The 19,845-nt window shown below is 51.9% G+C and carries 22 protein-coding genes and 1 pseudogene; 13 read left to right on the top strand and 10 right to left on the bottom strand.

Annotated features, from left to right (window positions below):
* Positions 1-105: 105 nt before the first annotated feature.
* Positions 106-1,665, bottom strand: a complete 1,560-nt coding sequence (locus SynSYN20_RS07985) for a DUF1214 domain-containing protein (protein WP_186522818.1) — start codon at positions 1,663-1,665, stop codon at positions 106-108.
* 243 nt (positions 1,666-1,908) lie between these two features.
* On the opposite strand from SynSYN20_RS07985, the gene SynSYN20_RS07980 reads away from it, so the two are divergent.
* The 3 genes and pseudogenes from SynSYN20_RS07980 to SynSYN20_RS14520 form a co-directional block, all read left to right on the top strand.
* The gene (locus SynSYN20_RS07980; protein WP_186522816.1) at positions 1,909-2,394 is read left to right on the top strand and encodes a hypothetical protein; all 486 of its coding nucleotides are present in this window, start codon (positions 1,909-1,911) and stop codon (positions 2,392-2,394) included.
* Complete coding sequence (locus SynSYN20_RS07975) at positions 2,378-2,746, top strand: hypothetical protein (RefSeq protein ID WP_186522814.1); 369 nt, start codon at positions 2,378-2,380, stop codon at positions 2,744-2,746. Before SynSYN20_RS07980 ends, SynSYN20_RS07975 begins: the two co-directional genes overlap by 17 nt.
* Positions 2,743-2,907, top strand: a pseudogene (locus tag SynSYN20_RS14520) (phosphohydrolase); the annotation flags it as partial. The gene SynSYN20_RS07975 and the pseudogene SynSYN20_RS14520, both read left to right, overlap by 4 nt.
* 203 nt (positions 2,908-3,110) lie before the next feature.
* Here the strand turns inward: SynSYN20_RS14520 and SynSYN20_RS07965 are convergent.
* Positions 3,111-3,437, bottom strand: a complete 327-nt coding sequence (locus SynSYN20_RS07965; protein WP_186522812.1) for a hypothetical protein — start codon at positions 3,435-3,437, stop codon at positions 3,111-3,113.
* Between the two features lie 583 nt (positions 3,438-4,020).
* Between SynSYN20_RS07965 and SynSYN20_RS14515 the strand changes: the two genes are divergently transcribed.
* From SynSYN20_RS14515 to SynSYN20_RS14505, 3 genes are all read left to right on the top strand, one after another.
* Positions 4,021-4,827, top strand: coding sequence for a hypothetical protein (locus SynSYN20_RS14515; RefSeq protein ID WP_255476208.1), 807 nt, complete (start codon positions 4,021-4,023; stop codon positions 4,825-4,827).
* A 135-nt stretch (positions 4,828-4,962) separates the two neighbouring features.
* A complete protein-coding gene (locus SynSYN20_RS14510) occupies positions 4,963-5,415 on the top strand; it encodes a ribonuclease H-like domain-containing protein (protein WP_255476207.1) in 453 nt (150 codons plus the stop codon).
* The gene (locus SynSYN20_RS14505) at positions 5,360-6,049 is read left to right on the top strand and encodes a ribonuclease H-like domain-containing protein (protein ID WP_255476206.1); all 690 of its coding nucleotides are present in this window, start codon (positions 5,360-5,362) and stop codon (positions 6,047-6,049) included. The genes SynSYN20_RS14510 and SynSYN20_RS14505 overlap by 56 nt, the downstream gene beginning before the upstream one ends.
* Before the next feature lie 44 nt (positions 6,050-6,093).
* Here the strand turns inward: SynSYN20_RS14505 and chrA are convergent, their stop codons facing one another.
* Together chrA and pstS are read right to left on the bottom strand one after the other, a co-directional pair.
* Complete coding sequence (gene chrA / locus SynSYN20_RS07955; protein WP_186522810.1) at positions 6,094-7,278, bottom strand: chromate efflux transporter; 1,185 nt, start codon at positions 7,276-7,278, stop codon at positions 6,094-6,096.
* Between the two features lie 183 nt (positions 7,279-7,461).
* Positions 7,462-8,442: a phosphate ABC transporter substrate-binding protein PstS gene (gene pstS / locus SynSYN20_RS07950; RefSeq protein WP_186522808.1), complete on the bottom strand. Its 981-nt coding sequence runs from the start codon at positions 8,440-8,442 to the stop codon at positions 7,462-7,464.
* A gap of 528 nt (positions 8,443-8,970) precedes the next feature.
* Between pstS and SynSYN20_RS07945 the strand changes: the two genes are divergently transcribed.
* On the top strand, positions 8,971-9,204 hold the full coding sequence (locus SynSYN20_RS07945) for a DUF3136 domain-containing protein (protein WP_186522806.1): 234 nt from the start codon (positions 8,971-8,973) through the stop codon (positions 9,202-9,204).
* A 324-nt stretch (positions 9,205-9,528) separates the two neighbouring features.
* Here SynSYN20_RS07945 and SynSYN20_RS07940 read toward each other — a convergent pair whose 3' ends face one another.
* Entirely contained in the window at positions 9,529-9,813 is a 285-nt protein-coding gene (locus SynSYN20_RS07940) for a hypothetical protein (protein ID WP_255476205.1), read from the bottom strand.
* 150 nt (positions 9,814-9,963) lie between these two features.
* Here SynSYN20_RS07940 and SynSYN20_RS07935 point away from each other — a divergent pair, with 150 nt between their 5' ends.
* Positions 9,964-10,107, top strand: coding sequence for a hypothetical protein (locus SynSYN20_RS07935; protein WP_186522804.1), 144 nt, complete (start codon positions 9,964-9,966; stop codon positions 10,105-10,107).
* A gap of 52 nt (positions 10,108-10,159) precedes the next feature.
* Positions 10,160-10,726: a hypothetical protein gene (locus tag SynSYN20_RS07930; protein ID WP_186522802.1), complete on the top strand. Its 567-nt coding sequence runs from the start codon at positions 10,160-10,162 to the stop codon at positions 10,724-10,726.
* A gap of 37 nt (positions 10,727-10,763) precedes the next feature.
* On the opposite strand, the gene SynSYN20_RS07925 is transcribed toward SynSYN20_RS07930, so the two are convergent.
* The 3 genes from SynSYN20_RS07925 to SynSYN20_RS07915 all read right to left on the bottom strand — a co-directional run bounded on the left by SynSYN20_RS07925 (position 10,764) and on the right by SynSYN20_RS07915 (position 14,194).
* Positions 10,764-11,549, bottom strand: a complete 786-nt coding sequence (locus SynSYN20_RS07925) for an ABC transporter ATP-binding protein (protein WP_186522800.1) — start codon at positions 11,547-11,549, stop codon at positions 10,764-10,766.
* 333 nt (positions 11,550-11,882) lie between these two features.
* Entirely contained in the window at positions 11,883-12,779 is an 897-nt protein-coding gene (locus tag SynSYN20_RS07920; RefSeq protein ID WP_255476204.1) for an LOG family protein, read from the bottom strand.
* 11 nt (positions 12,780-12,790) lie between these two features.
* A complete protein-coding gene (locus SynSYN20_RS07915; protein ID WP_186522798.1) occupies positions 12,791-14,194 on the bottom strand; it encodes a PhoH family protein in 1,404 nt (467 codons plus the stop codon).
* Positions 14,195-14,374: 180 nt separating this feature from the next.
* Here SynSYN20_RS07915 and SynSYN20_RS07910 point away from each other — a divergent pair, with 180 nt between their 5' ends.
* Entirely contained in the window at positions 14,375-15,649 is a 1,275-nt protein-coding gene (locus tag SynSYN20_RS07910) for a cytochrome P450 (protein WP_186522796.1), read from the top strand.
* On the opposite strand, the gene SynSYN20_RS07905 is transcribed toward SynSYN20_RS07910, so the two are convergent.
* The gene (locus tag SynSYN20_RS07905) at positions 15,621-15,845 is read right to left on the bottom strand and encodes a hypothetical protein (RefSeq protein WP_186525524.1); all 225 of its coding nucleotides are present in this window, start codon (positions 15,843-15,845) and stop codon (positions 15,621-15,623) included. The genes SynSYN20_RS07910 and SynSYN20_RS07905 overlap by 29 nt on opposite strands.
* A 114-nt stretch (positions 15,846-15,959) precedes the next feature.
* Between SynSYN20_RS07905 and SynSYN20_RS07900 the strand changes: the two genes are divergently transcribed.
* Positions 15,960-16,601: a phosphoesterase gene (locus tag SynSYN20_RS07900; protein WP_255476203.1), complete on the top strand. Its 642-nt coding sequence runs from the start codon at positions 15,960-15,962 to the stop codon at positions 16,599-16,601.
* A 141-nt stretch (positions 16,602-16,742) separates the two neighbouring features.
* Positions 16,743-18,275 carry a class I adenylate-forming enzyme family protein gene (locus SynSYN20_RS07895; RefSeq protein WP_186522794.1) on the top strand — a complete coding sequence of 511 codons (1,533 nt, stop codon included), beginning with the start codon at positions 16,743-16,745 and terminating at the stop codon, positions 18,273-18,275.
* Positions 18,276-18,564: 289 nt separating this feature from the next.
* On the opposite strand, the gene SynSYN20_RS07890 is transcribed toward SynSYN20_RS07895, so the two are convergent.
* Positions 18,565-18,948, bottom strand: a complete 384-nt coding sequence (locus tag SynSYN20_RS07890; RefSeq protein WP_186522793.1) for a hypothetical protein — start codon at positions 18,946-18,948, stop codon at positions 18,565-18,567.
* A gap of 385 nt (positions 18,949-19,333) precedes the next feature.
* On the opposite strand from SynSYN20_RS07890, the gene SynSYN20_RS07885 reads away from it, so the two are divergent.
* Entirely contained in the window at positions 19,334-19,834 is a 501-nt protein-coding gene (locus SynSYN20_RS07885; protein WP_186522792.1) for an ureidoglycolate lyase, read from the top strand.
* Positions 19,835-19,845: the final 11 nt, after the last annotated feature.

The following is a 19,845-nucleotide window of genomic DNA, read 5'->3' as shown; positions in this document are numbered from 1 at the left end:
TGAGTTGGATTGTCTGAAGACATTGATGTAACAGGAAGGACTGATCTCGCGCCCCGAGTAGCACTTCTGGTAGCAGCCCCTTGGTGGGGCTTTCTCATGCAATCGTTAGTTCACAGGCATGATGTCCTGCAAGGGATAGGTCTGATCGAAATAGGCCTGAGTCGGTCCGTAAAAGCGCAGATAGGAGAACCAGCTCTCCTTGGGATTGGTTTGAATCCAATTGGCTTTATCAACGCCGGCCGGCAATTCAGGGCTGAAGTGCATCGTCACTGAACCATCGTCGTTCTCAATCAGACCCGTTCTCGAGCTCAGTGCAGCCCTATTTTCATCGTTGAGAATCAGCGTGCGCGAATTGACGTCATAAACCACAATCGACCAGAACACTTCTGCAGGCGCGTTTGGCGGCATCGTCAGCTTGTAGTGCTTGTCGCCTTCCAAAAAATTGCCATTGCCATCCTTGTAGGCCGTCCGGTATTGCTGTCCGATGCCTGCCTTCTCGATGTAATAAGCCTTGCCCCTTGAAACTGCCTCCCAGGTAAAGGCTGCCCTGCGATACAGCTGGTCCATATCACCATCTCGGTCATCCACCGTGACCACCATCAGCTGATCCCAGTGCGTGCCCTTGTAAAGATCATTGTTCGAGAAGGGCTTGTCAAAGGTGATCGACTTGAGCATGGCCTCACCGATCACGGCAGCTTCTTTCAAGACCTCAGCCTGAGTCGCCGTGGGCTGTAATGGTTGGCCCTTCTCCAGACCAAGCGAGGCGAGCATGCTCAAAAAGAAGCGATCGCGATCTTCAAAAACTTCGCGATCCATGATTTTTTTCAATGCCTTCCAGTAGGCCATCCCATGGGGCTGCCATTGCCCCCACTCCGTGCTTTCATCCACATCAATGATCGGATTCAGGGTGGGATTGGCACGTTCTGCATAGGGAAAGATGCGGAAACTTGATAACAGCTGATCCGCCTCAGCAGGATCAGGCATCAGAGCCCTGATCCCAAAAAACGCAATGTTCGAGCCATTGCGAATGACGGTGTACTCATTGGTATCCAAACCATCGGGGATGGCCATCTGAGGCGCAAGGACGAGCAGCTTCGCGCCATTGCCCTGATCCGGACCAGACATCCCGAAATCATGAATGCCACGCTGCCAGATGTCATTGACAACCCCTGCTGACAGTCCTTTGGGAATGTCAAAAACCAGTGGCCCTGTTCTAGAGAGATCGGCAAAGGCAACCGCATATGGAGTTGTGGCATTTGCCGTCAGAATTCCCTGCTTCGCCTTTGGAGAGGTGAGCCGCACAATCTGGCCATCTTTGGCACCGAAAAGCTCTTCATGGGACTCAAGCCATCGGGCATAACTGACAATCGGAGCGGCCCAGATGTACGCCTGTGTTGCCTTTTGAAAATCGAGCTCATTCTTAAGAGTATCGATGGTCTCAAGACTGGGGTAACCGCCTGCAAAACCGCCCTTGGTGAATGTGAGTTCACCAAGGCGAGATTTCAGTTTCTTAGGTGAACTTTCTCCATAGGCCCTGAATTCACTGGGGCTAAGTTCATCTTTGATGGTTGTGACATCAACGGATTGAGCTTGGGCGATCTGTCCTCGCTCAGCCAATCCCCCAAACAAAAGGCCCAAGGTCAAAGCGATCGGGAGAGCACGCATGAAGATGTAAAAACTCTGGTTTGAGTCGTTTTTATTTGACTTCGACGATATTCGAACTACAAATAAATTTGGTCCTGATCGTGCATTCTTTTTTTTCTCGAGGCGTGCAGCGTTATTTATTCCAGAACTACCTGGAGAATCGAGGCTCACGTTGAGCTAGTGCTGCGCCTGAAAATCCCCTGAGTGGGGGATCTAAAAAGCCGAAACCTGCTGCATGCTTTTGCAAGCACCAGTGAGATTCATATGACTACATCGTTCCCTTCAACAGGGACGTTTCCATCAGAACCGGCTGAGCTGCAACGGGACGAGCTTGATGCGGCTTATCTCGAACTGTGCAAGAGCTACCGGAGCCTGATGGTGAGCAGAGGGCTCTACAGGGGTAAGGCCGATCGCAACCGAGCAGCCATGCAGAAGCTTGAAACGAAGCTGAGGGAGATTGCCAACCGGGAAGCATCGATCAGGCAGGAGGCCTACGAGATGCTTGAGATCGTGACAAACGTGGTGGGCGAACTGGAAGACGCTGGCGATGACCTGGTGAATGAATTCGGGGCTTATCAGATGGGCCGCCGCAGCTACCAGGGAGGAGGCTTTCTTGGTGGTTTGATCAAAGCGATCGCTCGCTTTATTCGCCGCTGGACCTCGACGAAGCAGCAACTCGAAGCGATCGTGGAGAAGCAACAAACCATGCAGGCCACGCTCGAGGACGGAACCGATGGGACGACTCGCTGAAGCCCTGCGGGCCAACCTGAAATCTGTAGCTGCGTCTGACGCCAGAGCCCTGCGCGAGATCGACCAGGAACTCAAGGCTGCAACGTTTGGAGTGGTATCTGCTGAGGCTCAACTCACAGGTCAGATGGATGCGAAAGCACTGCTGGGCAAGGGCTGTTTTAAGCAGCAGACGGTGACCACGCTCAAGCGCCTCTGCAAGGAAAACGGCATCAAGGGCTTTTCCAAGCACAAGAAAGCAGAGCTATGCCAAACCCTGGAAGCTCAGGGGATTCAGGCACCACCTCCACCGCTCGAAAGCTTCAGCAAAAAGGAGCTGGTGGCGATGCTCAAAACTTTTTTGGAACTGAAATGACAATCACTCCCCGCTATGGACAAGCCCTGCTCTGGGCAGACGCATTGCATCGCAAGCAACGGCGCAAAGGGAAGGTTGTGCCTTAGATCTCCCATCTGATCAGCGTCAGCGCGCTGGTGTGGGAAGACGGCGGCACTGAAGATCAGGCGATTGCTGCGCTGCCGCCTGTTTGCATGGCGTGTCAGCACTTCAGGCGTGGAGTGGATCAGCACTGCCACACCTTGGTGGCTTGCAATATCAGGCAGCAGCAATTGCAGCAGGGTCAGCACCTGACCAAGACCTGCAAGCTCTGGGCACCCACCTGGCAAAGCACTGCTGGCTGGGCTCCAGAGATGGGGTGAACCATTACGTCTCGAAGGATGGATTAACGCTCGAACTCTTGAGCGGGCATCCCGTTCTGAAAGACGAAGAGGCTGTATTTGCCGAGGCAATGGAACGATAGTGGATTGGAATTGATCCGCACATAAGTCTTGCCCTGATCAACTGCCAGGAATTCAAAGTTCCAGTTCTTACTCCAGATCTGCGCGTTGCCAGCGGACTGACGAAATTCACATGGAAAGATTTCAGTACGGGGAGTATCTCCATACTTGGAGAGCTTGCACTCAGCCTTGACGATTTCAGCTTGCACTGGTGCTGACGTGAAGGCTGCAGCGAAGGCGAGCGCTGCGGTGGTGAATGTCGTGCGGATCATGGATTCATCGTATTCATTAATTACTTGCAAAGCACTGCTGGCTGGGCACCCGAGAGGGGGTAAGCCAAGGCATAAAAAAAGAAGGTGACGAAGCCTTCTTCGGGGGGTGTGAGGAGCCAAACCTTGTGAGGAGTTGGCCGTGCACATCCTGAGAAGATTCCAATGAACAGTCAACCAACTGATCCGTAGAGGCTTGCTCAGCGAGATTTCTGAGGCATTATTTAATCGTGAGGAGGGCTTCTTCACGGAGTGGAAACTAGGCAACACGCCCAACGAGAAGCCGAGAGACCCTGCCTTTGGCGGGGTTTTCTTTTGCCTGTGCATAAAAAAAGAGCGGTTTCTCACTCCGCCCCCAATGTCATCTGTCCTTGTGTGAGCAGCCCGTCGCCGCTGAAGCAATAATCATGTATCGCAAGGAACATGTTTATTGCGATACATGTAAAGGCGAACATTGCTTGGGGCAGGCTGTTATCAACTATTGAGTGTGCTGGCCTGCTACATCAGACGGCAGCAGCTGCAGCAAGGGGCATTCGGGTCGGGGACAGTTAGATCTCTATGAACCTGATATGCCTTGGTCATATCAATGCGTCTGATCACCCCGAGCCAGCTGTCGCTGTTTTCGATCAGCCCGGTGATCGGGGCTTGGTGGCAGGAGCTGGAAGCACGCAAGCTGTTTGAAGGCAGCAAGCCAGAGGTGAGTGAGCTGGATCAGCAGCTGTTTGCCGATGGCCTGCGCCATGAACAGGTGTTGCTCACCAAGCTGGAGAAGGAAGGGCACCGGATTGCCCGATTACCGGGGAAGCAAAGCGACGCCGATTACGCCGCCACACGTGAGGCGATGGCAGACGGGTTCGACTTCATCCATCAGGCCTCGCTGTGCCATGGCGGCATGCGCGGCAGTGCTGATCTGTTGCGCAAGACCGAGCAGCCATCCGCACTGGGCGATTGGAGCTACATCCCCATCGAATGCAAGTTGGCGAGTAAACCAAATACCACCTTCCTGGTGCAGGCCTCGGCCTACTGCGAACTGCTCACCCCGCTTCTCGGTCGTCGGCCGGACCAGTTCGATCTGTATCTGGGTGGCGGCAGGTTTCAGCGCTACAACACGGATCAGTTCTGGGCCTGGTATCGGCATCTGCGCCAACGCTTCTCAGCTTTTCAGGAACGTTTTGACCCCAGCCAAGCGCCTGAGGATGCACCGGGTGATCACAGCAACTGGACAGCGTTCATTGAGGAACGGCTCGAGCAGCAGCGCGATCTGATGCTGGTGGCGGGCATGCGCCAGAGCCAACGCCAGAAACTGCGCGCCGAAGATCAGCACAATCGAGCCGCTGGCGGTGTTGCCGGCTGGCAGCAACGTGAAAGGGCTGTCGGGCGAGGCCTTGCATGAGCTGCGCCAGCAGGCCGAACTGCAACTCACTGCTGTGGATGCCGACGGCCGGCCGGCCGTCGGCTGCGGCTGCTGGTGGAGGGAAAAGGTTTGGGAGCACTGCCGGCAGCGGATCCCGGCGACATCTGGTTCGACATGGAGGGCATCCAGGATTCCGTGGCGGGAACCAAGCTCGAATACCTGTTTGGCGCTTGCTATCGCGAAGCACCAGAGGGCAAGCCCCGCTTCAAGGGCTGGTGGGCCCACAACGAAACGGAAGAAAAAACCGCCTTTGCTGCCTGGGTGGATTGGGTGGAAGCACGGCGCCGGAGCCATCCGGGCCTGCACGTCTATCACTACGCGGCCTATGAGAAAACAGCGATGCGGCGGCTGGCGCAGCAGCACGCCACGCGGGAAGCGGAGATCGACAACTGGCTGCGCAGCGGCCTGCTGGTGGACCTGCTGCCGGTGGTGACCAGCGCGATCGTGCTGGGTGAGCCGAGCTACTCGATCAAGAAGGTGGAGCTTTTATATGGAGCAGCGCCAGGCGGGGGTGACCAACGCCGGCGATTCGGTGGTGGCCTACTTGCACTGGCAGCTCTCCGGTGAGCCGGAGGTACCGGGCGAAGCGCCTGGCGCCAGCCCGAAGCTGCAGGCCATTGAGGACTACAACCGCGAAGACTGCGAAAGCACTGCGCTTTTGCACGACTGGCTGCTGAAGTTCAGGCGTGAGCAAGGCCTGCCGGAGCAACCCCTGCAGTTGCCTCTAAATGACGCTGATCAGGAGCCACGGGAACCGCAACAGTCGGAGCTGCTCAGCCAACAGCTGCTCGAAGAGATTCCCGATCACCTGGCGGATGAACGTGCACTGGGGCCGCGCGGGATGAGCTGGCAGGCCCACAGGCTGCTGGCTCAGCTGCTGCCCTTCCACCACCGCGAAGCCAAGGTGGGCTGGTGGGCCTATTTCGATCGCCGCTCCAAAGCTGAACTCAGCCCGGCAGATCTGATCGACGACGGCGAAGCGATCGCAGGTGCCCAATGGGTGGGGATGGACGAACGCCCCAGTGCCCGCACGGGCGCCGACATCCACCACTTCCGCTTTGATCCCAGCCAACCGTTGAAATTGCATGCCGGCGATGGCGACGGCCGGCTCACTGTTGAATTACCCGCCACCGACTTGAAGCTGGATGTGGATGCGCTGGATGCCGAACGAGGAACACTGAGCCTGCAGCCGCAGCAGTAGCCATAGCCATCAACGCCAGATTCCATGATTCTGTAAAAGCAACATCAAGAGAAAATCAAGCCCCCCACCAAGGCACAAAACAGCACAACTCTCCATGCCGGTTGCTTCCAGCAGATCAACATCAGAAAGGCCGTGATTGCAAGGCTGAACTCCGCACTACCGCGAATCGCTGATTGCCAAACAGGTTGAAAGAATGCGGCCAGCAGGATGCCAACAACAGCTGCATTGATGCCAACAAGAGCTCGACGCATCATGCCCAGACGGCCAAGGTCACTCCAGAACGGCAAGATGCCACCAATGAGCAAAAAAGAAGGAAGGAAGAGCGCCGTTATGGCCAGCAAAGCGCCACCGAGGCCATGAAGCCCCGCCTGTAGGTCAAAACCAAGGAATGCCGCAAAGCTGAACATCGGCCCCGGTAGGGCTTGGGCAAATCCATAACCCGTCAAAAATTGATCAATCCCGATCCAACCGTGGGGAACAAGGGTTTGCTCCAAGAGGGGCAGCACCACGTGCCCACCCCCGAAAACCAGCGCACCGGTCCGTAAAAATCCACTGAGCTGTTGCACAACGATTGGTCTATCCGCCGCCGAAAGCCAAGGCAGAGCCAGCAACAACACCCACAGAAATCCCAACATCACCAGAGCAAGCCACCGACTGAGTGGAACCACAAGCCGGGTCGACTGCAAGGACGCGTTCTCTGGAGGAGCAATGACCACAAGTCCCACCAGTCCGCCAACAGCCAAGGTCAGTAGCTGCGCCCAAGCATGCGGAATCATCAGAACCAGAACGGCAGATAAAGCCATCAAGGTGGCCCGCTCTCGATCTGGGGCAAGTTTCTGCTGGAGCGAAACAACTGCCTGGGCCACAACAGCCACTGCAGCCACCAGCAGGCCATGCACCCAGCCATCTGCGAACCAGCTTGGTTGAGATGAGAGCAAGGCTGCGGCTACCACCATCAACACTGCCGACGGCAGAGTGAAACCAACCCAGGCTGCTAACCCTCCTAACCATCCAGCCCTGATCAAGCCAATGCCCATCCCTACCTGGGAACTCGATGGTCCTGGCAGCAATTGACATAGCGCGACAAGATCGCTGTAGGCATCTGCCTTGAGCCAATGCTCGCGCAGCACAAAGCGCTCATGAAAATAGCCAAGGTGGGCCACAGGGCCTCCAAAGGACGTGCAACCCAATACAAAAAACTGAAGGAATACCTCCAGCAAGGAAGACATAGCGGAGGAAACGTCTCCTTAAGAGGCTAGTAAGTCTTTAAAGCTTCATTGGATACGTAGAACACATCGCGCTACTCCTAAGTCCATGGGCAATAAAAAACCCCGCTGCTGGCGGGGCTAGGGATTTAGACGCAAATTGTTGACAACAATCAATCCAAATTGAATGGGCTCAATCTTTCTTGATTATTTGCCAATCTTTTTCACCGCAGCTTTGGACTTCGCCAAAATGTTGCCCTTCAATGGAACAAAACCAAGAGAAGGTGCAACTTTCTGAGCTTTGCTGCTCAGCATGTAGTTCAACGTGTCTTGAACTGTCTTGGCCTTGGCACCGTTACCAGTCTTATAAGCCAGGACCCATGTCAAGGTTGCAATGGGGTAGGCACCTTTTGCAGATGGATTGGGGTTTTTACCTGCTAAGTCCTTATCGAGGCTGATCCCATTGAGTGCCTTGGCTCCAGCTGAAACCGAGGGCTTCAGGTACTCGCCAGATTTGTTCTGTAGTGCTGCAGCGACGACTTTGCCCCTGATATAGGACTGGTTGACGTAGCCAATGGCGCCAACTTTGTTTTGAATCACGGCTGAAACGCCTTCGTTGCCTTTGGCGCCTACAGCATTCTTGCCAGGCCACTTCACAGACTTACCAGTTCCTAACTTCCATTCAGGAGAAAAAGCCTGCATGGAGTTTGTGAAAGCCTTGGTGGTGCCAGAGCCGTCTGAGCGATGCACCCAAGTAATCGTGCCGCCGGAACAACCAAGATCCTTCCAGTTGGTGATCTTGCCTGTTGCAACGCGCACAGCCTGAGTCTGAGTCAGCTTCAGGTTGCAGCCAGGCTTGTTGTAGCCGAACGCAATCGTGCCACCCACCATGGGGATTTGGACCACGCCGCGCTTCACCTTGGCCATGTCCTTCTTTTTCATCGGATCATCCGATGCACCGAAGTCAACCGTGTTTGCCATGAACTGACGACGGCCAGAACCAGATCCAACGGATTGGTAGTTCACCTGTGGCCCCCCAGAATTGGCTAAATCTGCAAGCCAGCGTGTGTAGATCTTGGCTGGGAAAGAAGCGCCAGCTCCTGTCAATCGAGGAGCTGCATGTGTAGAGACTCCAGCTCCAAATGCAACCAAAATAGTAGCAATTGAAAGCTTCTTAAATGAGTTCATGAGTAATGCTTGGTGATGCCATTTTTGACACCTTTGAAAACTAGTTCCGGATAGATGCAGCCACTGATAAGAAAAGTTCAAGGTATTGTTAACTTTCGATTAAGTCATCAATGTCATGTCAAAAATACCACACCACGATGTTGTTTGGAACACATGAACGTTCATTATTTGCATGGTCCTCGTGAATACCAACTTGGCTCATGACTGCAGCATCGCCAAGCCAAGGGGTGGTCACCAATGTCAAGAGCTTCTCTGGTAACTGGCCGTCTTTCATGCGTTTTTATCTAACCAGGCGCCTAGACGTTATTGATTACGGATTGGATTGCAAAGAAAGAGCTGTCAATGTCTGATGAGCCTTTCTGCGTTTGCATCGCTTCCTCCGCGACATTAAACAATCTGCGTATAGAATTATACTAAAACAATGTCGTGATCCATACACCCAAAACTCTGATACTTGATCAAGTAATCCCTGACACAGCAAAAGAGCTTGTCATCAGCTGAAACTGAACAGGCCTTTAGTCATCACCAATGACTATGACTATAAAGCCAAAAACAATTGCAGATCTGGAAAGTGGTTTCCCTTCCTACTGCAAAGCCTTGAGACTGTTGGTTGAGGCAGGTAGCAGCCTTGAAAAGGTTAAACGAACAATCTGTTGGGATTGCCTTCAGCGATTGCACTCTTCGCTTCCCAAGATTTATCATTCGCCTGAATACCTTTTTTATAAATTTATTCGTACAAGGTTGATTCTCAAAGAGATTTAATTTATTTGGTGCTATGTCTTAGATGTTCAAGCTTTAGGCTATAGTAGATTTGCAGTCATTGAACTCGCATGTAGATGTTTTATATATGAGTTCTACATGTTTTATTCCTTCCCTGGTTGCTGACTTTTAGCTGATCATTCTGTGGTTTTTAGCATACTTCGCTTGGTCTAATCCAGTTGTGTCAATATCTCAAGGTCTTTTTTTAATTGAGACCTGCACCCTTGTTGGGATATTCAGGATGTCGACCGCGCGCTGGGATGGAGAAACGTTTCCGTACGATTTCAATGGGATCGGCGAAATGAGCCCATGCATCGATGTCTTTAATCAGATTGCAGCAGTCATGTCGAAACACAGGTGGAGGGAGACCACTTGGAAGTCCGTTGCTGTTTGCTCCAACAGCGCAAGAGCTTCCGGACTTGGGGAACCGTCGAACATGGCAACCAGTGTCATCCCTCGCAGAATGCGTTCTCTCCATTCGGGATCCGGATCGCAGCGCATCACAGCTGCAGCGATGGCGTCTGGTTGCAGGCTTGGCAGAGCGTTGAGATCAACATCCACCTTGAGAAGGTGGTCACGGATTTCCCGGATGCCAGCAAGGGCTGAGTTCATGCGAGAGCTATCCACTGGGGTGAATCGTCATGGCTTCTCGCAATCGTCAACCCAAGAGATAGCGATGGATTCATCCGTTGTTTTCTGGCACTACGGGGGCTTGCATAACTTTGAGATCGCGGTTCTATAGCGAAACCCGTTCCCTGGCTGATGTCCTTGCTTCTACAGCGTCAGATTGAGCGGTTGGAAACCGCTATTGAATTGTCTACGGACTGGCTCGAGATTCACTATCTGATGGCCGAATTGGATCAGCTCAAACACTTGTATGAGGAACCAGACGCAGAGGCTGCATGATTCCTTCCGATCCCCATCTTGGTGGATGAACTGAGTTGTCTACGGTGGATAAATGTCTCGCCAAGCTGTGTCGTATTGGCTGCTACCTGGACCAGAGGCGCAGGTCAGGCTGAATCAGCTCTCGCTTCTGGCCTGTGAGGGGATGTCGCATGGGGGAGGGTTTTGCATGTTGCCGTTGCATCTCACGCTTTACAGCCATGCTCTTGATGCTGATCATCCCAAGAGTGAAGGAATGGCGATCGATCGCCTCCAGCAACTCGCCGATGGCCATCAACCCGTTTTGCTCTCCCCAAAAGCGATCGAGGCAATCGAAACATTCACGCAGAGTTTGGTGTTGCGTTTCAACTCCGAAGCTCTCAGAGAACTCCAGCCTTGGTTCCAACAGTTGTGCCTCAGCTCTCCTAACGCACTCGGTTACAAGCTTGATCCGCACGTGAGCTTGCTCTACAGCGAAGCCCCTCTTGCGTTCAGGCGGGAAGCTGCCAAGCGTCTTGCTCTTCCAACAGATCCGCTGTTATTTGAGTGCGTGAGCGCGGTCACGCATCCGCTCACGATCAACAGCCCAGTTGACATAGCTGCTTGTATCACCCTTCAAGAGTGTTCTCTTTTACCGTCATAAATTAATCAAGGCCACACCATCAATCAGCTCTTTGTTCTCAACCTGGCAAGACCTGTCTGAATCCCTTGTGCTCGAGTACGCGTAAGGGAGTATTAAACAGATTGCTTAGTTTGTGGTCTTGTAATAATTGCTCTGGAGTGCCATCTGCGCAAACTCTTCCCTGCTTGACGAATAAAATCCTGCGCATTTCCGGGAGAATGGTGTCAATCCGATGGGTGATCACCAGGAGGGTGGTGCCTTTTTGGCACAGCTCTCGCATTGTGTCCAAGAGTTGATGGCATGCCTTGAGATCAAGTGCTCTACATGGTTCATCAAGAACCAGCACCTTGGGATTGTGGACGAGCGCCCTGGCAATCATCAACCGGCGACGCTGGCCGTCTGACAGCTGTCCATAGGGCTTCTCTGCGAAGGCCTCAAGATTTAGTTGGTTCAGGAGCATGTCGCTTTTAGCGATTTGATCCAGGCTGGGATTCTGGTCACGCCCTAGCCGTGTTGAACCAAAAAAGGCACTTTGAATCAATTCTTTTGCAAGAATTGATGGACGAAATCTTGTTTCTAAATCACTATTGACGATCCCAATAGAGGAGCGTAATTCCCAAATATTGATGGTGCTCGTTCCAAAAATCGCCAGATGAGAATCCTGTTTAACGATTGGGTAAAGACTGCGATTAATCAGGTTAACGATTGTGCTTTTGCCAGCCCCGTTTGGCCCCAGTATTGTTGTTGACTCTCCAATTTTTAATTTTAAGCAAAGGTCGTGGATTACGGGCTGTCCGCCAAGCCAGGCTTCGAGATGATTGGCGTCAAACCAGATATCGCCCATGACAATCAACTTGATGCAGATTCAATCCTAGCAAGGGTGTTACGTCATCTTCAGGCTTCAAAGAAATCAAACCGATGTGAGTTTTAGAGGTTTCATTATTTTGTTTCCTTAGGAGGATCGATGCGATTGCGGCTTAAGGATTGCGAATACAGGCGCCCTGTCCTTGAATGATCAGTTGATGGCTAGAACTATTGCCTTGATGTGCAGATATGTTTTTTATGAATAGTGCTTGCTGTCCAGCATATTTGTTTCTTGTCGGAGAATCTTTCATTTACAAAGCACTCAGGCAGAAGGGATGTTGTTATTAAGGCAAATATTTGTAATTTGAAGCTCTCATCCAGGATTAAAGGTTTGATTTTGAATCAGATCCCAGGCTTCAGTAGCCGTGTCTGCAAACTGGATTAGTTTGAGATCTTCATCATCAATCAGTCCTGAATCAGCCATAAACTCAAAATCAATCAGTCGTGACCAATAGTCTTTGCCGAAGAGCACAATAGGCATGGCATGTTGTGTTCCCACCTGCCGCAGCGTCAATAACTCAAAAAGCTCATCGAGGGTGCCGTAACCACCTGGAAACAAAACAGCACCTACGGCACGCATCACAAAGTGAAATTTACGCAGTGCAAAATAATTAAATTTAAAGCAGAGATTTGGCGTGATGTATGGATTAGGATTTTGTTCATGGGGCAGTTCAATATTCAGTCCGATTGAACGGCAACCAGCATCAAAAGCACCACGATTAGCTGCTTCCATGATTCCAGGACCACCTCCTGTCACAATCACATGGGTAGAACAACTAGGCCCTGAGATTGGTCCTGATTGACCAAAATGGGAGGCTAGAAAAGCAAATTCCCTTGCTGCGTCGTAATACGAAGAGAGTTCCACCATCTTTCTGGCTCGACTCACCTTTCGCTTCCATTCTGCTGAATCTGGATTTGCATCCAGCTCTTTGATCGCTTCCTTAAGACTCGCTTCTGCAGCTAACTTTTCCTGTAAGCGTGCACCTCCAAACACAATGATTGTTGAGGTGATGCCAGCCTCCTCCAAGAAAAGCTCAGGCTTTCTGATTTCCAGCAACATCCTTACGCCACGCATTGAGGAACGATTGAGAAGATCAAGATCCTGATGCGCGAGTCGATAGTTGTCCGAGTGAATAATCTGCTCAAGGTTGTGAGCCACTCGGGCTGGATTTTCACTTGGCAAGCCTGAATCCATGAAATTTGAAACCATGGGCTGCTCCTTCACAACATGTTGGCTGCTAGTTCAGCCAATGCACTTCGTTCCCCCCGCGTCAAGGTCATATGACCCACGAGGGTCTGACCTTTTAAGCGCTCTGCGAGCCAAGTGAGTCCGTTGCTCTCCGCATCCACGTAGGGGTTATCAATCTGATAAGGGTCACCGGTGAACACGATCTTCGTTCCTTCACCCACACGAGTCACGATTGTTTTCACCTCATGAGGGGTGAGATTTTGTGCCTCGTCGACCACCATGAATTGATGAGGAATCGATCGTCCACGTATGTAATTGATGGCTTCTACTTCTAGAAGTCCCATCTCGCGGAGATCAGACCAGGAGCTTTTTGGACCACCACCATGGCGGCGGCGATCATCCTTTTGCTCATTGCTCATGGCATCACCCGTCAGGAAATCCAGGTTGTCCACGATCGGTTGCATCCAAGGAGCAAGTTTCTCGTCCAGAGTTCCCGGCAGAAAGCCGATCTCTTTGCCGAGTGAGATTGGCGGACGGGTCACCAGCAGCCGGGCATAACGATGCTCATCCGCCACCTGATGCAAGCCGGCTGCAATCGCTAGCAAGGTTTTGCCGGTTCCGGCTTTACCCACAAGGGTGACGAGTTCCACAGATGGATCCAGCAGCAAATCGAGGGCAAAGTTCTGTTCGCGGTTGCGTGGCTTTAGGCGACCGAGGCGGGCGCGTTTCAGCCAAACCAGAGGTTCTAGTTCTCCCGAATCGCCGTGTTGACGTGCCAGGAAGGTGTGGTCTGAGCTGTCTCGATCAATCAGCGTCACCCCCTCATTGGGTTGCAATGACGCCACCGCTTCAGCGGGCAGGGCCTTCAAGGAAAGACGTCCATTTTGACGCAGCTCATCGATGAGATCAGCTGAGACCTTCACGCCTCTTGCCCCCGGATAGAGGTCGGAGATCGCCACTTTGTCGTTGGCGTAATCCTGCGCAGCTAGGCCTACGGCATCAGCTTTGATGCGCAAATTGGTGTCTTTGGTGATCAACACCACCTCTGGAGCTTCGCTTAGGCCCTTAGCCCGCATCTGTTCCAGAGCTACAGCCAGGATGTTGTTGTCGCCGCCGCCACCGCGCAGTTCCGGTGGCAACTGGGCCAAGGTCTCAGCCCGGCAGAACGCCACCTCGAGGGTGCCGTCACCATCAGGCGTTAATGGAACACCGTCTGCGAGATTTCCCCGCTCCCGCAGACCATCAAGCAACCGGGCGACCCGACGGGAGTTGCGACCCTTTTCAGAGGGATCCCGCTTGAAACGATCAATTTCCTCGATCACCTGAATCGGGAGAACAATGCGATCAGATCCAAAGCTGCTCGGAGCTTCTGGATCATGCAGAAGAACATTGGTATCGAGTACAACCACCTTCTTCACAACCACCTTCTTGTTCATGACAAACCCTCTCTCTTCTCTGTTTGTAATTTAGAACGCAAAAAACACGGTGATTTCCTTCTGTACCAGGACTTCACTCATTGCCTTATTTAATTCTCTAAAAACGTTGGATGCGCCGTCTGCCCTCAAAAACGCAGCTGATTAAAGCGATAGCTTGATGGCTTCTTAGCGCTTGGGCCCATGACTGCAAAGCCTTTGCCCAGCACCGCTGCCGTGACCGGACTCAAGGAGACCCTTGATTTCTTCAATGATCCGTCGTTTGCCCAGCGGCGATTTGACGCCTATGGAGATGTGTTCGCCACCAAGTTGCTGGCGCAGCGCATCGTGTTCATCCGCGGAGAACGAGCGATTACGGAGTTGCTCAATCAAGGCGACTCCTTAGAGGGCTGGTGGCCCGAAAGTGTGAAGCAGTTGCTTGGGAGCCGCTCTTTGGCCAATCGCAGCGGACCTGGCCATAAAGCCCGGCGCAGGGTTGTTGGGCAGTTGTTTTCAAGCGCTGCGTTGGTCCGCTACACCCCATCGATTACCGGGCTGATCGATGAGCTCGCCAATGATCTGATCCAAAGCCCTGGTTGCGTGTCGTTATCAGCGATGATGCGCCGCTTTGCTTTTGCGGTGATCGCCACCACTGTTCTGGGGCTGGATCGAGAAAGCCGCGAGGTGCTCTTCGCTGATTTTGAGATCTGGACCAAGGCCCTGTTTTCACTTCCTCTGGCGATCCCCGGTACTCCCTTCGCTCGTGCCATGGCCGCACGCCAGCGTTTGCTTAAGCGCATCAAGCAGGTGTTGCAACAGGGCAGCAATCGGGGGGGGCTTGATCTGATTAGTGGTGGTCTTGATGAAGCTGGGATTCCGCTGGATGACGATGACCTGGCGGAACAATTGTTGCTTTTGCTGTTCGCCGGCTATGAGACCACAGCTTCATCGCTGAGCTGCCTGTTTCGGGCCCTGCTGATCCAGCCGGAGGTGATGCAATGGTTGCTTCCTGAGCTGATGGAGTCTCCGTGGCCAGCCAGCTCAATACCGCAATCAGCTCGTCTTGATGCCACGGTATTGGAGGTCATGCGCCAGACCCCACCTGTGGGTGGGGTCTTCCGCCGCAGCCTGCGCAAGATTGAGTTAGCGGATGTGGAGGTGCCAGAGAACAGTGTGATCCAGGTGGCCCTTAGCCCCTCCGGGCAAATGGATAGCAGCGATCTGTCCCACTTCCGCCCCCAACGCCATCTTGATGGTTCCTTTGATCAAACTCTGCTCCCTTTTGGAGGAGGAGAGAGGGTGTGCCTCGGCAAGGCCCTGGCGGAACTGGAGATTCGTTTGATGGTGGTAGGTCTGCTCCAGAAGGTAAAGCTGCAGCTGGAACCGGATCAGGACCTTTCCTTGCAGCTGGTGCCCAGCCCCTCGCCCCGCAGCGGCCTGATGGTGAGAGCTATGCCAACCACTGATCGGCATCCATGATTTTTTTGCTCAGCAAGCCAAGGCGCTTGAACTCAGCAAAGTTCAGATCTTTCACCGCCTGATCGATTCCGCAATCGAGCCATTGGCCATCGCGCTTTTCATAAATAGTGAAGTCCTGCTCCAGCGTGTCGCGGCGGATGCAGTAGGTGATGCCGTCCTCATGGAGGAACTCAGCGGATTGCAGTTGCAGACCCATCGATGGACTCCCATTCATCCTTAACAACGCATCGTGTTGCATCAACCTCGTGGATTTCAACACTTTGTACAGACGCAAGTGACATTTGATCGGAATGAGCAAATTCAATCCGACTTGAAAAGCAAGCGCGGCACGGCGCATCTCTTTGTGCTGGGCGACATGGTTGGTCCTGATCGCGATTGCAATGCCTTGCTATCGCGATTACGCCAACCAAAGCGTGGGGATCTACAGCCCAATTGCATTTATGGATGGTGGGAAGAGCAGCTTCTTGCTGAACATGGCTATCGAGGCGATCAAAAGCCAGAAGCTTTTGATCGTGACAACGCAGCAATCACGATGCAGAAGTTGCGAGAAGCGGTGAACGTAGACCATCTCAATTGGCTGGCTTCTCTGCAGTTTGGCTTCGTCGAACTGGATTGTGGTTTGATCCATGGCAGCTCTGCAGACGTTGGTGATCAACTTCTTGAAACAACGTCACCCTTGATTCTTTTGGATCGCCTTACAAGGCTCGATGTCAATCGTCTATTCACTGCTCGCAGTGGACGTCAATTTCATCTCCAACTCAACGGCGGGACGATTCAGTCCAAGGTGAAGGATCATGCCGGTGAAGAACAGCAAGAACACACCGTGCCAAAACGCGGCGTGATTGGTATTGGCTCCGGGGCAAATTACACCCTTTACGATCCAGCGAGTGATCACATTGAATTTCTCAGTGTTTCAGGTCGATCCGGAAGATTTAGCCTTGGATTTGGGTAATCGGAAGATGAATCGAGCTCATTGATAAGATTTAAAATAAGGTCGTTACTGGAATGGGTTGTCTACAGCCGCGATCAGCGCAGAATCTGATTGTTGGAACTATGACTGCATGCTATTAATGCCACATATTGAGTTGTTGCCTTGCAAGTCTCCGGTCGATTCCTTGCTGAACCAGTCGCACTCAACGATCCGCTCCGGCCAGCTTTGAGCCGGGATCCAGAGGCAGTGGCTCTGCATGATCTAAACCGCAGCATGAGCTGGGCTGAACTTGAGCAGTCTTGTCATGCTCTAGCCAAGCATTATTGGAGCATTGGACTTCGCTCTGGTGACCGCATTGCTTCACTGATGCCTAATAGTTTGGAGTTGTTGATTCATTATTTAGCCGGCTTGCGCTGTGGACTTGTTTTAACGCCACTGAACTATCGCTATACCGTTCCCGAAATCAACCACGCTCTTGATGTGAGTGGTGCTCGATGTCTGATCCATCACTGCGAACGTCAGACTGATGTTGATGCCAGCAATGTTCCAACGGCCTGCGATCTTGGATGCATTGCGGTTAATGACGATGGATTTATCTCTGAGCTAAGCCAAGACTTTGGGGAGCTTGCCTTATCGCAAACTGAGCATGATCCTGATCAGCCTTGCTTTCTATTTTTCACGTCAGGAAGTACAGGAAAGCCGAAGGGTGTCACCCATACACGGCAAAGCTTGGGCTGGATGTTTTCTTCTGTTCTTGATGTCACCGGCTTAAGGCCTGGTGAGCAATTTCTCGCTGGTAGTTCTTTATCCCATATCGCTTCATCGACGTTTGCTTTATCGGCGTTGTGCCGTGGTGCCTCTGTTCTGGTGCCTAACAATCTCAGTTGTAGCTGCCTCGAAATCTTGCTTCGGGAGCATCATCCTCAGGTTGTGATGGCCTTACCTGTCACGTTGTTCAGTCTTGTGCGCGATGAACGCCTACAACGCAGCGACTTTGCATCGGTTCGGCTTTGCGTCAGTGGTGGTGACAAGGTCAACCATCAGTTGCATGTGGAGTTTGAACAGGCCACTGGACAGCGGATTGACGAGTGTTACGGCATGAGTGAGATTGGCTTTGCAAGCCTCTCCCCGATTGATGGTGAAAATCGGATTGGTTCTGTTGGCAAAATGTGCCCTGGTTTTGAAGGCTGCATCCGCTCATCCGATGGACGAGAGCTGAGTTTTGGTGAGGAGGGTTTGCTCTGGGTTAAGTCACCTACTTTGACCGTCGGATATTGGAATAATCCTGCCGCTACCGCTGAAACCATTCAGAAGGGTTGGCTCAATACCGGAGACGCCATGCGTCTCGATGATGATGGCTATCTCTGGTTCTGCGGACGTCGTAAACAAATCATCGTTCACGATGGATCCAATATTTGTCCCCAAGATGTAGAAGAAGCCTTGATGGAACATCCCGCCGTAGACCAGGCAGGCGTGATTGGGATTGAAGATGCCGTGCATGGACAAAACGTCCACGCTTATGTGTCCTTTAAATCTGGATTTGATCTGCCCACAGTTCCAGAACTGATTTCTTTTGCCCGTGAGCGGGTTGGGTATAAGGCTCCAGAAGTTCTGCAGATACTTCCCTCTCTTCCTCTTAATTCTGTGGGAAAGATCAACCGTGTGGCTCTTCATTCTATGACTTCCAAGCATTGAGTGACAGCTCACAGTTCATGGTTTCATTTCTAGTGAAATGATTTATGCTCCTCATGCACTACAAAAGGCATCGCTATTTTTAATCTAGCTGAATGGATTAATGGGATAACTTATTGCAAGCCTAGATTGCAAGTCTATGCTGAATGTTATTGATAAAAGTATTCGTAAGGCTTAAGTGCTGTAAAGTGCTTTCTAATTGCACCTCACCACTTGAATTAACTCAACCAGCGCTACTGTTAATATGTCTTAAATCTAATCAAAGCTGGTTTTATTGTTCTCAGCTTGTTATCTATTGTCCAGCTTTTGCCATTGATTTAAAAGCTTCATTGCCTGAATCATCAGCCATATCAGTCAATAATGCTTTGCTGTCTTCGCCAAGGTTTTCTAGGGTTTTGGCTGTGTAGTCGTAGTTATCAAAAATAGTTTCTATGGACCATACGTAATTATTTTCTATAGCATAGCTGCAAATACTTTTAACAACTTCGTCTTGAGTGGCTCTTATTCCTTTGTCCCAGAGATCTTTAACGATGAAATCCACCGTGACGGTCCCTTCAAGCATCGGGTCGAGGTCGAATGCCAGCACGCAACCAAGTTCATTAAAGGTTTCTACCCACGCAGTGTTGGTCTCAAGGCAACCCTTGATAATGGTATGGGCTTCTTGCTTTGTGGTCACTTGGAACCGATCAGATCTCTCATTCTTAATGCATCAACACCGGTATTGCCCTGATATTTCGGAATTATTTTATTCGGAATGTCTGACAAATCCTTTAGAGCTGCCGACTTTGCGATCACGCCTTGGATCTTGTGGCCCACACGAGGTTTCTTATGGGCAATTTATGTAGTGTCACTTCTAAAAAGCTTGCAAAAGTTTCTGTTTCATGACAGATCAGATCTCTCCTCGTGAACAGCCTTTTCGCAAGGCTCTATTAGATTTTTTGATCAGTTAATTTTTTGTTTTTCTTCTGTTGAGCTGACTACAGCTCTTTTCAGTTGGCGGATCGTAAGCATCAACATCGTGACGCGATGAGCTAGAGCTGATACCAAGAGATCATTGCGTCATGACTGCAGCGACACTGACCTCCTTTCCCTTGCAGAACTGCAGGTTTGAGCGGTTTGGCACTGCGATTATTCCCGTGGATGACATGACGCCCCATAGCGACGTTGATGCCCATCTCAAATTTGAGGGAGCTGACCTGCGCTACTACGTGATGCGCCTTCGCCATCGGCCGGCGGTTCTGGCAAGCATGACCCGCCATCAGCGGGCTACGCAGTGTTTAGGTTCTGCTGACGCCCAGCCTTGGTGGTTGGCTGTCGCTGCTCCAGAGCTGCTTCCCGAGGAGCTTTGTGCTGCATCTGTGCAATTGGTTTACGTCCACCCGGGCGAAGCTGTGAAGCTCCATCAGGGCACCTGGCATGCTGGGCCCTTTTTTCACGAGCCCTCTGCCCTGTTTTACAACCTGGAGTTGGGCGATACCAACCTCACCGATCACAACTTTCAGGCGCTCACAGCTCCGATCAAGTTGATGCTGGACCCATCCCTCAGCTCACCCAGCTCCTAATGATCTGCTAC

Origin of the sequence: Synechococcus sp. SYN20 (assembly GCF_014279555.1) — a bacterium.
GTDB lineage: Bacteria > Cyanobacteriota > Cyanobacteriia > PCC-6307 > Cyanobiaceae > Synechococcus_C.
Note: the sequence above shows the minus strand (reverse complement) of the source record. Positions and strands in the feature narration are given on the sequence as shown.

Excerpts from the sequence above, each read along its gene's own strand:
- SynSYN20_RS07985 (WP_186522818.1), bottom strand. The coding sequence starts at position 1,665 with ATGCGTGCTCTCCCGATCGCTTTGACCTTGGGCCTTTTGTTTGGGGGA.
- SynSYN20_RS07980 (WP_186522816.1), top strand. The coding sequence starts at position 1,909 with ATGACTACATCGTTCCCTTCAACAGGGACGTTTCCATCAGAACCGGCT.
- SynSYN20_RS07975 (WP_186522814.1), top strand. The coding sequence starts at position 2,378 with ATGGGACGACTCGCTGAAGCCCTGCGGGCCAACCTGAAATCTGTAGCT.
- SynSYN20_RS07965 (WP_186522812.1), bottom strand. The coding sequence starts at position 3,437 with ATGATCCGCACGACATTCACCACCGCAGCGCTCGCCTTCGCTGCAGCC.
- SynSYN20_RS14515 (WP_255476208.1), top strand. The coding sequence starts at position 4,021 with ATGCGTCTGATCACCCCGAGCCAGCTGTCGCTGTTTTCGATCAGCCCG.
- SynSYN20_RS14510 (WP_255476207.1), top strand. The coding sequence starts at position 4,963 with ATGGAGGGCATCCAGGATTCCGTGGCGGGAACCAAGCTCGAATACCTG.
- chrA (WP_186522810.1), bottom strand. The coding sequence starts at position 7,278 with ATGTCTTCCTTGCTGGAGGTATTCCTTCAGTTTTTTGTATTGGGTTGC.
- pstS (WP_186522808.1), bottom strand. The coding sequence starts at position 8,442 with ATGAACTCATTTAAGAAGCTTTCAATTGCTACTATTTTGGTTGCATTT.
- SynSYN20_RS07945 (WP_186522806.1), top strand. The coding sequence starts at position 8,971 with ATGACTATGACTATAAAGCCAAAAACAATTGCAGATCTGGAAAGTGGT.
- SynSYN20_RS07940 (WP_255476205.1), bottom strand. The coding sequence starts at position 9,813 with ATGAACTCAGCCCTTGCTGGCATCCGGGAAATCCGTGACCACCTTCTC.
- SynSYN20_RS07935 (WP_186522804.1), top strand. The coding sequence starts at position 9,964 with ATGTCCTTGCTTCTACAGCGTCAGATTGAGCGGTTGGAAACCGCTATT.
- SynSYN20_RS07930 (WP_186522802.1), top strand. The coding sequence starts at position 10,160 with ATGTCTCGCCAAGCTGTGTCGTATTGGCTGCTACCTGGACCAGAGGCG.
- SynSYN20_RS07925 (WP_186522800.1), bottom strand. The coding sequence starts at position 11,549 with ATGGGCGATATCTGGTTTGACGCCAATCATCTCGAAGCCTGGCTTGGC.
- SynSYN20_RS07920 (WP_255476204.1), bottom strand. The coding sequence starts at position 12,779 with ATGGTTTCAAATTTCATGGATTCAGGCTTGCCAAGTGAAAATCCAGCC.
- SynSYN20_RS07915 (WP_186522798.1), bottom strand. The coding sequence starts at position 14,194 with ATGAACAAGAAGGTGGTTGTGAAGAAGGTGGTTGTACTCGATACCAAT.
- SynSYN20_RS07910 (WP_186522796.1), top strand. The coding sequence starts at position 14,375 with ATGACTGCAAAGCCTTTGCCCAGCACCGCTGCCGTGACCGGACTCAAG.
- SynSYN20_RS07905 (WP_186525524.1), bottom strand. The coding sequence starts at position 15,845 with ATGGGTCTGCAACTGCAATCCGCTGAGTTCCTCCATGAGGACGGCATC.
- SynSYN20_RS07885 (WP_186522792.1), top strand. The coding sequence starts at position 19,334 with ATGACTGCAGCGACACTGACCTCCTTTCCCTTGCAGAACTGCAGGTTT.